Origin of the sequence: Trichocoleus sp. ST-U1 (genome assembly GCF_039961835.1) — a bacterium.
Classification (GTDB): domain Bacteria; phylum Cyanobacteriota; class Cyanobacteriia; order Cyanobacteriales; family FACHB-T130; genus FACHB-T130.
Window position 1 is genome coordinate 196,237 of record NZ_JAMPJZ010000001.1, and the last position, 12,394, is coordinate 208,630.

The window sequence follows — 12,394 nt, forward strand, 5'->3', positions numbered from 1 at the left end:
GGTGAGTGCCCTGTGATGCTTGAGGCTAGATTGAGCGAGCGCTATTTAAATGGGGTGATTATCTAGAAGATAAGGCTTACGATGAGGATTCTTCCTATCGAGGCCAAACCTTAACTGCAATATTAGCTAAGTATTCAGCGCGGCATCGAATTGCCTCGGCGTTCCATGTTTCTACATTTTTAAAGTATTGATTGTCTAAAGTTAGAGCGCTTTTCTGGAGGTATTCTAATTTTTTACTAAAGGGTGAGTTAGACATTTCTGAGTTATAAGAAGGAGGAGTCAAAGTCAGATTTCCTAATGTGTGAAGCCAGTTTTTAGATATTTCCTCCGCATTGACTCCTAGCAATGCTTTCCATGCAGGGGTCAATTTCTGAGGCATTATGTGTTCAAGAGTAAGATCCTCTGTTTTCACTTGAAACTTAGTCAACGGTTCTTGCAAGCTTGCTAACAAAAACTTCACCCTGCTGTCCTTTACATTCACAGAGTTTTCAATAATGCTCTTGCGAAACGAATTATCATCAGGCCAAACTTGACCCTTGTTATTAGTATCGAAACTAGCTAATTCCTCGCGTAATGCAATTACAAAATTACTAGATTTTTTTTCTTCTAATCGCTTGTTGACATCTTTATATAAATTTGTAAAAATTTTGTTCATCAATTGAACAGACAAATCCCCAAACAGCCGACGTACAAAGTAGGACTCTACATAACCCAGAGCTTGTTCAAACTGCTGCAAAGAGAGTGTTTTATTTTCATAGTCTCTATAAAGGTTGAGCAGGAGAGGATGACAATTTCTAAAATTTAATTCTTTTAATCTTTCAAATGCCCGCCGTAACCCAGAATTTTTTTCATTATTTTCAGGAAAAGAAATTCGTATATAATACGTAGCAAGTTGAGCAAATTCTTTGATAACCGACAAAACCTCATGTTCGGATTTTTGATCTAGCCGTGACTTTAGTTCCTGGTAAATCTTATTTTCGCTTGTGGCTACTCCTTCTCTACGTAAGTAACACCAAAAGGCTCTAGTGAGTTCTTTTAAGTATTTTTCCTCTCCTGCATTCTTTTTAAACTCATCTTGTAGGGGCAGCCATATTTTTTTGTAAACTATTTCCTTTTGGTTTTTATCAGTAAGCCGCATAAAAAAGTAGTTACGTATTAAATCCGCCTGAGTTAAGGGTTCTCCTCTGTGATTTAAGCTTTCAAATATAATGTATGGATTGTCTCGGTCATCCAACGTAATGCTGACCAGCGTTATATTCTCCAAAACCACATTTTTTAATTTTGTAATGTCAATAGAGACAGTATCTTCTTCTGAATTGCTATTCTTCATTCGCTCCCAGAAGAACTTATAGGCTTCAGATATTATACTTTTATCTCCATTCATTTGCCCCTCAATAACTTGCTTATAAACCTCTTGATCTGCTTGCGTAGGTAAAATTTTATAGCGGGCTTCACCTTTCTTAAATCTATTAATTAAATACAGTTCATGTAGTTCCGCTGCGGAGTCAGAGTCATGTTTTTTCAAGTGATCCCGCAACGCAGCCAATAGTATAGATAGGGTAGTGAGGCGTTGCTGCCCGTCAATAAGATCAAATGGAGAAACCCCATCAGGAGTCCCAGGTACTGACTGAGTAACAATAGGCCCCAAGAAGTGGTAATCTTCCGCCTCGTTATATACTTCCAGCAGGTCTTCCCAAAGAGCATCCCATTGCTTTTTAGACCATGAATAAGGCCTTTGAAACAGCGGAATTTGGAACTGCTTACTCCCTTCAAGCAAGATACGGACACTGGTTTCCGATGCCTTCACTTCTAAAAACCTCGCTAAATCTCCTCTATCAACGTTAGCGTACTCACAAAGAAACTTATAGGAATTTATTCCCAGTTTCCTATAAAACTCTGCCTGTTCATATTTGCTGGAGCGCGTCTATCAAGTAGTACTTATAGTACTTACTAAAATTAACCAAACCAAAAATTGGTATTGAGAGATCGTTTACTACCTGGTGTTGAGCGATGAAATCCACACCTCAAAAATGCGATCGCATCTCCACACCAAAATTGCGATCGCGCCTCACTGCGATCGCAATGAGCCAAACTCATCTGGCAGTTCTTCTAGCGTCCATTTCAGCAGACGGCAAAGCGCTTTCATTTCACGGGGGGTGAGCTTTGGTTCATACATACCTGTCTCCCAATTGCTAATTGTTTGGTCAGTCTTACCCAGAGCCAGTGCAATGTCTCTTTGAGTTAAGCCTAATTCCTCTCTCCGCTGCCTTAAAGGAGACTCTCGCTCTTGCTGTCGTTCTTCTGTCATACTTTCCAAACAAGCTTATCCAAGCAGACTTGACAAAATAATTACAAGCGTGTTTGGATAAGTAAGGGACTATAAATGAGCAGGTAACTTAAAAAGCTACCATCTAGCTAAATTGCCGTCCGACTTTCTTTGATGCCTGCCCTGACTTTAGTTTCTTACATAACTGTCACGCGATCGCATGATCGCTATCTTTGGCTGGGTTTGTTAGCGACAGCCTTGTAAATATCCATTCAAAACCCATAACTAAGTAACTCGCAGCTATGACTGGGAGAGTCTTATGACGTATTACTCCAAGCTACATCCGTGGTGCATCGTGCGATCGCTTCCGAATATGCGATCGCTGATTATCGCCCGTTTTCGTCGTCGCAGCGATGCCGAAGCGCATCTGCAAATCCTCAAAGCGAATACTTCAAACGTTCCCTACTCCATCATGTTTGACACCGCGCCAGAAACCAGTGACTCAATAGCCAAACCTGGAGTGAATTGATTATGACAACGTTGTTTCGCCGGATTCAACCGCCAAAGACATTTCGCCTCACTGTTACACTCTTGGCGAAATACCTGAAAATACCAGAATCCTTCATTGTGCGATTCGAGTGTTGGCAAAATGTCCTTTTTGTTCATCGCACAGATCGCGGCGGACAATTTGTCAGTTATCGTCAATTGCGACTCTGGTGGGATGCCATCGCGCTTTTATTTCAAACGTGCCACACCCCAACCGCGCTGCAACAACTCGGACTTCAGATTAAAGAAGACAGCCAGAAATTCTCTGACTACTACCAAGAGATGATTGAAGACCTCCGCCAACTTTGGGTAAAACGCCGAGCCTATCTGGGCAGCTTACCAGGAAAGGAAAGCGCCGCATAAAGTAAGCAAAATAGTACCTTTGGGGAAGCGCAAGAGCGAAGCTTATGCAGCCTTACCGCAAGAGCGCGATCGCTATCCCACCCCCAACGGCGTAAACTGTTCCGTGCGGCTTCCCCCCATAGACTTGCGGCGCGAGAAGGCACTGCGGGGTAGCACGCGCAACACTTCCTCAACCGTTGTGATCCCATTTGTTACCTTTTCCACCGCTGCCATCCCGAAAGAGAAAAATTTGATTTCCCGTAGGTAGCGATTCAGCTGCGTCATCGTGCCGTCATAGATAATTTCGCGCACCGTATCATCGATGTCCAGCAACTCAACAATTGCCTCTCGCCCCAGATAGCCAGAATTGAAACACTTGGAGCAGCCCTTACCCTTTCGCCAAGTGGTTGAATTTGCTTGACTTGGCTCTAAACTCAGTACCTGCAAATCCTTCTCCGTTGGCTTATAGGGTGCCGCACAGTGAGGACAGACTCGTCGTACCAAGCGCTGAGCCACAATTCCCAAGAGAGCATCACTAATTAAGCCAGGATCTGGGCCAATATCTTTGATCCGGGGAATCGCACCGGGAGCATCGTTCGTGTGCAGCGTGGTAAAAACTAAGTGACCCGTTAGCGCCGCCCGAACTGCGGTTTCTGCGGTTTCGTGGTCGCGGATTTCTCCCACCATGATAATATCCGGGTCTTGTCGCAAAATTGATCTCAAGCCTGCCGCAAAGGTCATTCCCGCTGCTTCATTGACCTGGGTTTGGGTGATGCGGGGCAAAATGTACTCTACGGGGTCTTCTACCGTCACCACATTGACGTGTTCCCTGGCGACGGATTGCAGACTGGTATACAGCGTACTGGTTTTACCACTCCCTGTCGGGCCGGTGAGGATAATCATCCCCTGCGGCTGTTCCAACCAGCTTTTGTAGGTTTCGAGAGTTGTGGGAGTGAATCCCAAGTTTTGGATTTTAGAAAAGGGGTTTTTGCGCGGTAGTAAGCGAATTACCGCTTTTTCCCCACCCACGCAGGGAAGGGTACTGACGCGCATATCCATTCCCAGTTCTAATTCTTCGCCGGAAGCATATTTCTCTCCAATCCGTCCATCCTGGGGGCGGCGGCTTTCGGCGATGTCGATTTCAGACATGACTTTGAGGGCGACGATGACCTTGCGGCTGACATCGACTGGCAGAGTGGTAATATCCCGCAAGACGCCATCAATGCGATAGCGGACTCTCAAGCCTTCTGGCGCGGGTTCCATGTGGATATCGCTGGCGCGGTTCCGCAATGCCCCGGAAATTAGGGTTTTGAGCCGCCCAATTTGGTCAACTGCTTTGGAGAGGTATAGCTCAGTTGTTTCGCTGATGTTTTCTTGCTCTTGCTCACCCGTGAGAGGATTCACTAAGGGAGTTGAGGAAATGCGCTTGGGGTCTAGGTTTTGGGTGTGATACCAGGTGCGATAGCTCTTGTCCGCAATCGGGATAATTTTGATCTCGGTAAAGGTGCGATCGCTCAGTTCTCTAATCGCCTCCAGAGAAAGAGCCATCGGACTTCCCAGGTAGTAACAGTTTCGCCACAGCAGCAGCGGAACTACCGGAGGCAAAAACTTTCGATCTGGAAATTCTCGAAAAAATCGGTAACTAACTTCCCGATCCAGCAGAGCTAAGTGGAGCGTTCCTTGCTCGTCTACCAGGAGTTTTAGCGCTTCTTCACAGTTAATTTCACGATTTTTCAGCCGTTGCCAAGCGGATGAAGCAGGAGGGGAGGTTTGCATTCTTGTTTCCAGCGAAAAATCGACAGCTGGGGTTGAGACTACACCAGCCTAACTTAGGCGATCGCTGTGTGACATCAGAAGCGATCGCCAATACATTAATTAGAGGGTGCGATCACTCTTTACCATTACAGCTCAACGGTATGTTTTGTCTAAAATTCCCTCTTTTGAGGCTCTGATTAGAGTGTCCAATGGATTCTGGACTTTGTTAGAGTTGGCTGGGTTAGGCACAACTCCAGATAGGTTAGTAGATGGCTCCTGACCAGCGGCGAGGTCAGGGTGAGGATGAACTTCCAAGTGAGTATGAATAGCTGGATTGCCCACAGTCCAGCCAGTCCGGCCTTCTATTCCTATGACATCACCGGGGTTAATCCATTGCCCTTGTGTCACGTTCACCTTAGCAAAGTGTAGATACACAAATAGTGTTTTGAGGTCAGGGTTCCAGATACTAACCACAGAGTTATCGGCTGGATTGCCCGATCGATCTTTCAAGCCTTGCCTTACTCTCAAGACTTTACCGCCAACAAGAGCGCGCACATTACCTTTGCCTTTCAGTGTTACGTTTCCAACTTGAACGTCCACCATTGGATCTGGAGATACACTGTCAATCCCCATATGATTTGGTGGTGAGTAAGCGTTGCTCTGCACACCGCCTGATGAGCTATATAATCGGTTCAGATATGTACTTATTGTGATGGGTATAGTGTTACCAGTGCAAGTTGGGCTAGATTTAGGCGCATCAGCACCATCATTCACTACGGCACTGGAAACCCAGCCGTCTTCTCCTTGGAGCTTATACCACCGTGCATCAGGTCGTGGAGGATTATATCCTGTATCCAGGATTTCCTGACCGTAACCCCACTCACTAAAGCGGAAAGTTTGGTTAGCTGGCAACTGTTTTATGAAGCCTGAGCTGATCGAACGCCCAGGACGAACGTTTACAGGATATGACCGTGTTGTGGCGGAGAAGGGGGGACTAACCGTAGTGACTGTATTACAAGGAAGTGTTTGGACAATCAGCATCGACTGGCTGATTGCATTCGCTGTTCTGTTGATTGATGTGATAGTGTTTGGCAGTCCTACACCTGGAGTCAGGCTGTTGACACCAATAGAAACTCCGGCGAGCACTGTGAGTATTGGGTTGATAATAGGCATAATCACGTCCTGATTAACAAGGGTTGAAAGTCCAACAATCTAAATATTGCAAATGGCTCAAAGACTTTGCAGTCGGGTAAAGTAGGGAGTTTTACGACGTAATTTAGTCGAGAAAGTCGGAATTAGCTGGGTTGGTCGGAAAAAGTCGGAAAGGTCGGATTAGACTGAGGAAAAAGCATGGCATCTGCCTTAAGTTATGGATATTGAAGCTGCTTTAAAACTTACAGACGAATTAGTTTTTGCCCAGACTGGAAAACGCCTGAATGACCTGCAAAAGACTATATTTCGAGGGGCTTGGCAAGGTCAAAAGTACCTAAAAGTTGCAGACTCTTGTCACCTAACTGAGGGTCACATAAAGGATGTTGCCTCTGATTTGTGGAAGCTACTCTCAGATGTATTAGGCGAAAGGATCACAAGAGGGAACTTTCGAGCAGCACTAGAGCGCAGATGGAAAGCGCAACATTCAGAAAAAATCTCCAGCGCTCAAGATTCAGTTCTAGATACAATCCAGCAGTCAGCGCTAGAGCCAAATTTGGTGGGTACGGAAAGCGGAAGCGCTAACCCAACTCAAGAGGAGACAGAAGCAATAACATTAATTTATGTGGAACGACCGCCCATCGAATCTGTGTGCTATGAGAAGCTTTTGCAGCCCGGTTCCCTCATCCGGCTCAAAGCAGCTAAAGGAATGGGCAAAACATTGCTGATGAATAGGATTTTCGCTCAAGTACAGTTTCAGGGCTACCAAACAGTACGTTTAAGTCTTCTACGAGCGAATGAAGCAGATATCAAAAACCTAGACAAATTCTTACGCTGGTTCTGCACCAGCATTGGTCGGCAGCTACAGCAATATCATCAGGTAGATAATTATGAATCGGATGAGGGTTTGAGTAGCAACGATAACTGTACGGCTTACTTGGAAGAGTGTCTGCTAGCTAAAATAGACAGGCCACTGGTATTGGGCTTAGATAACGTCGATCGAGTTTTCCCACACCTTGCAGTCGCACAAGATTTTTTTCCCCTACTGCGAGCTTGGCATGAAGATGGAAAATTTATTGAAATCTGGCAAAAACTACGCTTAGTGGTGGCATACTCCACGGAAGTTTACATTTCACTGAATATCGATCAATCCCCTTTTAATGTAGGAGAGGAGATAGAGTTGCCAGAGTTTAGTGAGGAGCAAGTGCAAGATTTTGCGGCTCGGCATCAACTAAATTGGAACACCGCTCAGGTTCAACAGCTAATCGACATGGTGGGAGGGCATCCCTTGTTGGTGCAGCAGGCTCTCTCTCACCTCAGAAGTCATCCAGATGTTACACTTGAGCAACTTTTGCAAACAGCTCCCACAGAAGCTGGAATTTATCGGAATCATCTACGGAAACACTTATCGCATTTACTACAGCATCCGGAGCTGGCTATAGCCTTCAAAAAGGTAGTTACCGCAACTAGCTCAGTCAGATTAGATTCGGAATCAACCTATAAATTACACAGTATGGGATTAGTTAACTTGCAAGGCAATGAATTAACAATCCAGTGTAACTTGTATCGACAGTATTTTTGCGATCGCCTCGCAGTCACTTGATGAACACCGCACCAAACCGAGTCTACGAATATCAAGTTGGAGGGAGCCTATCAACTGATGCTCTGACTTATGTGGAGCGACAGGCAGATCATTATCTTTATCAGAGTTTGAAGGCAGGGGAATTTTGTTATGTGCTGAACTCTCGCCAAATGGGGAAGTCTAGCTTGCGGGTACGAACAATGCAGAGGCTGCAACAAGAAGGATTTGCTTGTGCGGCAATTGATCTGACGCGGATTGGTAGCTCTGTCACCCAAGCGCAGTGGTATAAGGGGATTGTTTACCGTTTAGTAAGTAGTTTTCAACTCTCGGAAAAAATCAATTGGAAGACTTGGTGGAGCGATCGGAACGCTCTGGCTCCGGTACAGCAATTTAGTGAATTTATCCAGGAGGTACTGCTGGCGGAGGTTCGTCAAAACGTTGTCATTTTTATCGATGAAATTGATAGCGTTCTCAGATTAGATTTCAAGGATGATTTTTTTACAGTTATCCGCGCTTGCTATAACCAGCGTGTTGATAATCCAGAATATAAACGCCTCACTTTTGCTCTGCTGGGGGTAGCAACACCATCTGATTTAATTCAAGATAAAAACCGCACGCCTTTTAATATTGGTCAAGCGATTGAACTAAATGGCTTTCGATTAGATGAAGCCCAACTGTTAGCTCACGGATTAGTGAGGAATGTAGACAACCCCGAAGTGGTGCTAAGAGAGGTATGGAATTGGACGGGTGGTCAACCTTTTCTCATCCAAAAGCTGTGTAAACTTATTCTCAGTTCTGACTCCTCCATTCCAGAAGGTAGTGAGGTTAAATGGGTTGAAAAGTTAGTGCGCTCACAAGTAATTGAAAATTGGGAATTCCAGGATGAGCCAGAGCATTTGAGGACGATACGCGATCGCATTCTGAACCGTAAACAGCGCACCAGCCAGATGCTGAGACTCTATCAACAAATACTACAACAGGGACAAATTACAGCCAATGACAGTTTGGCACAAATGGAGTTGCGGCTGTCGGGATTGGTAGTTAAGGAGCCGGGGAAATTAAGAGTTTACAACCGCATTTATGAAGCTGTTTTTGACCATACGTGGGTTGAAAAGGCGTTAGCAGAGCTGCGACCTTATGCGGAAGCGATTTCAGCCTGGTTAGCTGCCAATTGTCAAGATGAATCCCGCTTGTTGCGCGGACAGGCATTGCAAGAAGCACTAGCTTGGACAACGGGGAAAAGTCTTAGTGAGCAAGATTATCAATTTTTAGCTGCCAGCCAAGAATTCGATAAAAAAGAATTGCAAAAAGCTTTAGAAGCAGAAAAACAAGCAAGTCATATATTGGCTGAGGCTAATCAGACATTGACTGAGGCGCAACATAAAGCCAAGCGGATAATTCGCACAGCATTGGTTGTATCATCTGTAATTTTCTCAGTTATGATAGCAGCCATAGTATTACTGCCAAAGGTGCAATTTGTAAGTTGGCCTAAGTCTGAAAAGCCTGAGAGATGCGATCTAAAGCAGATAAAGTGTACATTTGGCGGTTATAACAAGCCGAGTAATCTCAAGGGAATAGGCGGCTTTTATGTTAACTTGATTAGCGGAGACTCGGCGGCTACTGTTCGTTGGGTAGCAAAAAAGTGTAACAACGCCGGAGAAATAACTGGTGAAAAGCGTATTTGGACTTCTACCTCTGGCAAAAACTATATAGACTTCCCATACCCCATATTTCCGTGGGAGCAACCTGTTTGTTCATTTAAATTTACGTTGACTGATATAAACCCAAATAAAGATGAACCAGATAAAATTGAATTTCTTACCAACTTTGACGTAGATTTACCGCTTTCTCAGATAAAGCTTCGTTGATACGCAACAACTGATGCTATGAGTTTGAGATTATTGATTAGTTTCAATCAATATTGACCAAATCTTGCAGGAACACAGATGTATCAGCGACGTATGTAATCCTGTGGTCAGTTAGGCAATAATGGCTGTAAGTTAAGTACCGTTAAGGAAGATATAGATTAATGATACGTTCTACAGATGTATCAAGTAAATCAAAAATTTTTTCCCTAGAAGATTGGCTGCTCAATCCTCCTGATAATACAGAGTGGGTGGATGGAGAATTGGTGGAGAAAAACGGAGTGACACTCAAGCATAGTCGGATTCAGGGTAATGTGTACTTTTACTGGAGAAGTTACAAAAACTCCAGCGGACAAGGAGGACAAGTTTATACAGAGGTTCCTTGTCGCACTAATCAGCAGGGACGTTCTCCAGATGTTGCTTATCTGACAGCAGAACTAATTAACCAGTTTGGCGAACCTGCTGTATTTCCCCAGAGTTTCCCACTAAGTGCTGAAATTGTTTCGCCTACGGATATTGCTGAAGATGTAATTGCTAAATCTCAAGAATATCTACAGTCTGGTGCTGAGGAAGTTTGGCTAGTGTTTCCTGATAATCTTTGGATTATTGTAGTTACTCAAAATCAGCGACTTGTATTTATTTCTGGAGAGGTTGCTAGCACTCAAGTTGTGCTACAAGGGTTCAGCGTGGCAGTTGATGAATTATTGGGGTGAGGTGTGGATTATTTAATTTTTAAAAGTCAAAAAGTAAAAAGGGTGGGCACTGCCCACCCTTTTTAGAAGGTTGAATTAGAGAGTTAAAGATTGGGCATTGGTTTCAATCAATTTTGCCAAATCTTGCAGGAAAGCAGCGGCATCGGCACCGTAGATAATTCGGTGGTCGGCGGTAAGATTTACCTGCATCTGTCGGCGCACTCCCATCATCCCGTCTTCCGTGGCGACGACTTGAGGACGCGACGCGCCAATTGCTAAAATAGCCCCGGTTCCCGGTGGCAAGATGGCATCAAACTTGTCTACGCCATACATCCCCAAATTCGAGAGGGTAAAGGTGCCAGAACTGTATTCTGTGGGTTGCAGTTGCTTGCTTCTGGAGCGTTCGACTAAATCTTTCCAGGTGCGAGATAGAGAGTAAATATCCTGCTGGTCGGCATTTTGCAGAACTGGCGTAATTAAGCCGCCGCCATCCATTGCCACAGCTACAGCAACGTTAATCGCACTGTGATAATGAATTCCCTGGTCTGAGAAGCTGGCATTCACCAAGGGATGTTTTTGCAAGGTTACGGCTACTGCTTTCGCAAGTAGCCCGGTCATGGTGACGCCCTTGGATTTAATCTGCTTGTAGAGCTTATCTAGATTATCCGTGGTGATAGTGTAACCGACGCGGAAGGTAGGCACTTGCAGACTGGCTACCATATTCCGCACCACGGCGTTTTGCAGCGTGTTGAGGGGGACCACGCTACCGGGAACGGCAACGGCGGGTACGGTAGCTGCGGCGGCGGGTTTAACGGCGGGTGCAGGTGACGCGGGTGCGACGGGTGCTACTGGAGGCGGAGCCACGGGCGTCATTGTCGGTGTAGCAGTTGTACCGACGGGTTGTTTACCCTTATTCGCCAATGCTTCCACATCTTCTGCGACAATCCGACCGTGGGGGCCACTGCCTTGCAAGGTACTCAAATCGACGCCCAGCTCTTTGGCTAACTTCCGGGCACGGGGGGAGACAATGCTGCGTCCATTGCGACGGGCGGCGGCTGGTGTCGTTTCTACAGGGACTGGGGCTGCGGTGGCTGCGGCTGCGGTAGGTTGGGCAGGAGCGGGAGCGGATTCGTTTACCGATGGCGTTGCGGGGGCAGAACCAGGAGCCTGTTGCTTGGCTGTTTCGATTTCGGCTTCGGTTTCGGCGACGAGCGCGATCGCAGCCCCAACCGGAGCTGCTTCACCGGCAGGGACGATAATGGTCGCTAGATATCCTTCGTAGAAGGACTCCACATCCATATCAGCTTTATCCGACTCGACAACCACCACGGTTTCGCCTTTTTCCACTTTGTCGCCGGGAGATTTGACCCAGGAGACAATTTTGCCTTCGGTCATGGTGGAACTAAGGGCGGGCATGAAAACTTCGTGAATCATGGGGTGTCTTCCGAATCGACAGTCTATATAAACAAGATTAAAGCCAGATTGAATTGTATCTTGACCGATGGTCATTACAACTATCCGACTCTACAACAGTCTATTGAGTTTGTATCCTTCAACGCCGAATTCTCCGGACGTTGGTGCTGCTGAATAGAATTGGATAGAGAAAACTAATTCAAACTCTCTATTATAACGATGTCTGGCAAGTTTAAATCCCTCGTGGTGTTAGTCGGTATGGCACTGGGCTTGAGTGCTTGCAGCATCAGCAACAGCACTCAATCAACTCCCACGCCTGCCAGCAGTCCAAGTGTTGAGCCATCCTCCCAACAGGTAAGCCAAAATGCACCTGTAGCAGAAGCTGAGCGAACTAAGTATAAACCGATACCGCTACAAGAGATTAAGTCCGCTAACTCTTTGAAGGGAACTGACCCCAAAGCGATCGCAATTGCTCACTTCGGTCAAACTGAATCCGAGGGGGGAACGCGGGAAGTTACGCTTGAGTATCCGCAACAAAATCTAGCGGTTGTAACGATTACCCAAACCGGCGTTGCAGATGATTCTGTCGGTGCTATCAGGCATCGTGTTGAATTAGTGCCGACCTCCCCATCAGCTCAAACACCCAAGGAATGGAAATTGGCATGGGCTGGTTCCCAAGTCAAGTGTCATGTGGGGCGAGGTCATCAAGATTGGTCAACTCAAAATTGTCAGTAGATGCCCCCATATCGACGAATGGCGAATGGCAATCTCCGAATTACCCATT

At 45.8% G+C, this 12,394-nt stretch carries 12 protein-coding genes; 6 read left to right on the plus strand and 6 right to left on the minus strand.

The window, feature by feature from the left end:
* Window positions 1–94: 94 nt before the first annotated feature.
* The 3 genes from NDA06_RS00915 to NDA06_RS00925 all read right to left on the minus strand — a co-directional run bounded on the left by NDA06_RS00915 (window position 95) and on the right by NDA06_RS00925 (window position 2,308).
* On the minus strand, window positions 95–1,807 hold the full coding sequence (locus NDA06_RS00915) for a DUF262 domain-containing protein (protein WP_190536080.1): 1,713 nt from the start codon (window positions 1,805–1,807) through the stop codon (window positions 95–97).
* Between the two features lie 149 nt (window positions 1,808–1,956).
* Entirely contained in the window at window positions 1,957–2,097 is a 141-nt protein-coding gene (locus tag NDA06_RS00920) for a hypothetical protein (RefSeq protein ID WP_348251669.1), read from the minus strand.
* Complete coding sequence (locus tag NDA06_RS00925) at window positions 2,069–2,308, minus strand: helix-turn-helix transcriptional regulator (protein WP_190414591.1); 240 nt, start codon at window positions 2,306–2,308, stop codon at window positions 2,069–2,071. The genes NDA06_RS00920 and NDA06_RS00925 overlap by 29 nt, the downstream gene beginning before the upstream one ends.
* Window positions 2,309–2,585: 277 nt before the next feature.
* Between NDA06_RS00925 and NDA06_RS00930 the strand changes: the two genes are divergently transcribed.
* A complete protein-coding gene (locus NDA06_RS00930; protein ID WP_190984712.1) occupies window positions 2,586–2,795 on the plus strand; it encodes a hypothetical protein in 210 nt (69 codons plus the stop codon).
* 2 nt (window positions 2,796–2,797) lie between these two features.
* On the plus strand, window positions 2,798–3,175 hold the full coding sequence (locus tag NDA06_RS00935) for a hypothetical protein (RefSeq protein WP_199323962.1): 378 nt from the start codon (window positions 2,798–2,800) through the stop codon (window positions 3,173–3,175).
* A gap of 72 nt (window positions 3,176–3,247) precedes the next feature.
* Here NDA06_RS00935 and NDA06_RS00940 read toward each other — a convergent pair whose 3' ends face one another.
* Window positions 3,248–4,930, minus strand: a complete 1,683-nt coding sequence (locus tag NDA06_RS00940) for a GspE/PulE family protein (protein WP_190984711.1) — start codon at window positions 4,928–4,930, stop codon at window positions 3,248–3,250.
* A 132-nt stretch (window positions 4,931–5,062) separates the two neighbouring features.
* Window positions 5,063–6,082, minus strand: a complete 1,020-nt coding sequence (locus tag NDA06_RS00945; RefSeq protein WP_190984710.1) for a M23 family metallopeptidase — start codon at window positions 6,080–6,082, stop codon at window positions 5,063–5,065.
* A 196-nt stretch (window positions 6,083–6,278) separates the two neighbouring features.
* Here NDA06_RS00945 and NDA06_RS00950 point away from each other — a divergent pair, with 196 nt between their 5' ends.
* The 3 genes from NDA06_RS00950 (at window position 6,279) to NDA06_RS00960 (ending at window position 10,218) form a co-directional block, all read left to right on the plus strand.
* Window positions 6,279–7,661 (plus strand): AAA-like domain-containing protein, encoded by a 1,383-nt coding sequence (locus NDA06_RS00950; protein WP_190984709.1) that lies wholly within the window; start codon window positions 6,279–6,281, stop codon window positions 7,659–7,661.
* Entirely contained in the window at window positions 7,661–9,508 is a 1,848-nt protein-coding gene (locus tag NDA06_RS00955; RefSeq protein WP_190984708.1) for an AAA-like domain-containing protein, read from the plus strand. The genes NDA06_RS00950 and NDA06_RS00955 overlap by 1 nt, the downstream gene beginning before the upstream one ends.
* A 161-nt stretch (window positions 9,509–9,669) precedes the next feature.
* Window positions 9,670–10,218: a Uma2 family endonuclease gene (locus tag NDA06_RS00960; protein ID WP_190984707.1), complete on the plus strand. Its 549-nt coding sequence runs from the start codon at window positions 9,670–9,672 to the stop codon at window positions 10,216–10,218.
* A gap of 75 nt (window positions 10,219–10,293) precedes the next feature.
* Here NDA06_RS00960 and NDA06_RS00965 read toward each other — a convergent pair whose 3' ends face one another.
* On the minus strand, window positions 10,294–11,631 hold the full coding sequence (locus NDA06_RS00965; protein WP_190984706.1) for a dihydrolipoamide acetyltransferase family protein: 1,338 nt from the start codon (window positions 11,629–11,631) through the stop codon (window positions 10,294–10,296).
* Between the two features lie 198 nt (window positions 11,632–11,829).
* Here NDA06_RS00965 and NDA06_RS00970 point away from each other — a divergent pair, with 198 nt between their 5' ends.
* A complete protein-coding gene (locus tag NDA06_RS00970) occupies window positions 11,830–12,345 on the plus strand; it encodes a hypothetical protein (RefSeq protein ID WP_190527695.1) in 516 nt (171 codons plus the stop codon).
* The last annotated feature ends 49 nt before the right edge of the window (window positions 12,346–12,394 follow it).

What these genes read in the sequence shown, in the direction of transcription:
- NDA06_RS00945 (WP_190984710.1), bottom strand. Translation starts at nt 6,082, where the DNA reads ATGCCTATTATCAACCCAATACTCACAGTGCTCGCCGGAGTTTCTATT.
- NDA06_RS00925 (WP_190414591.1), bottom strand. Translation starts at nt 2,308, where the DNA reads ATGACAGAAGAACGACAGCAAGAGCGAGAGTCTCCTTTAAGGCAGCGG.
- NDA06_RS00965 (WP_190984706.1), bottom strand. Translation starts at nt 11,631, where the DNA reads ATGATTCACGAAGTTTTCATGCCCGCCCTTAGTTCCACCATGACCGAA.
- NDA06_RS00935 (WP_199323962.1), top strand. Translation starts at nt 2,798, where the DNA reads ATGACAACGTTGTTTCGCCGGATTCAACCGCCAAAGACATTTCGCCTC.
- NDA06_RS00930 (WP_190984712.1), top strand. Translation starts at nt 2,586, where the DNA reads ATGACGTATTACTCCAAGCTACATCCGTGGTGCATCGTGCGATCGCTT.
- NDA06_RS00950 (WP_190984709.1), top strand. Translation starts at nt 6,279, where the DNA reads ATGGATATTGAAGCTGCTTTAAAACTTACAGACGAATTAGTTTTTGCC.
- NDA06_RS00970 (WP_190527695.1), top strand. Translation starts at nt 11,830, where the DNA reads ATGTCTGGCAAGTTTAAATCCCTCGTGGTGTTAGTCGGTATGGCACTG.
- NDA06_RS00920 (WP_348251669.1), bottom strand. Translation starts at nt 2,097, where the DNA reads ATGAGTTTGGCTCATTGCGATCGCAGTGAGGCGCGATCGCAATTTTGG.
- NDA06_RS00960 (WP_190984707.1), top strand. Translation starts at nt 9,670, where the DNA reads ATGATACGTTCTACAGATGTATCAAGTAAATCAAAAATTTTTTCCCTA.
- NDA06_RS00955 (WP_190984708.1), top strand. Translation starts at nt 7,661, where the DNA reads ATGAACACCGCACCAAACCGAGTCTACGAATATCAAGTTGGAGGGAGC.
- NDA06_RS00940 (WP_190984711.1), bottom strand. Translation starts at nt 4,930, where the DNA reads ATGCAAACCTCCCCTCCTGCTTCATCCGCTTGGCAACGGCTGAAAAAT.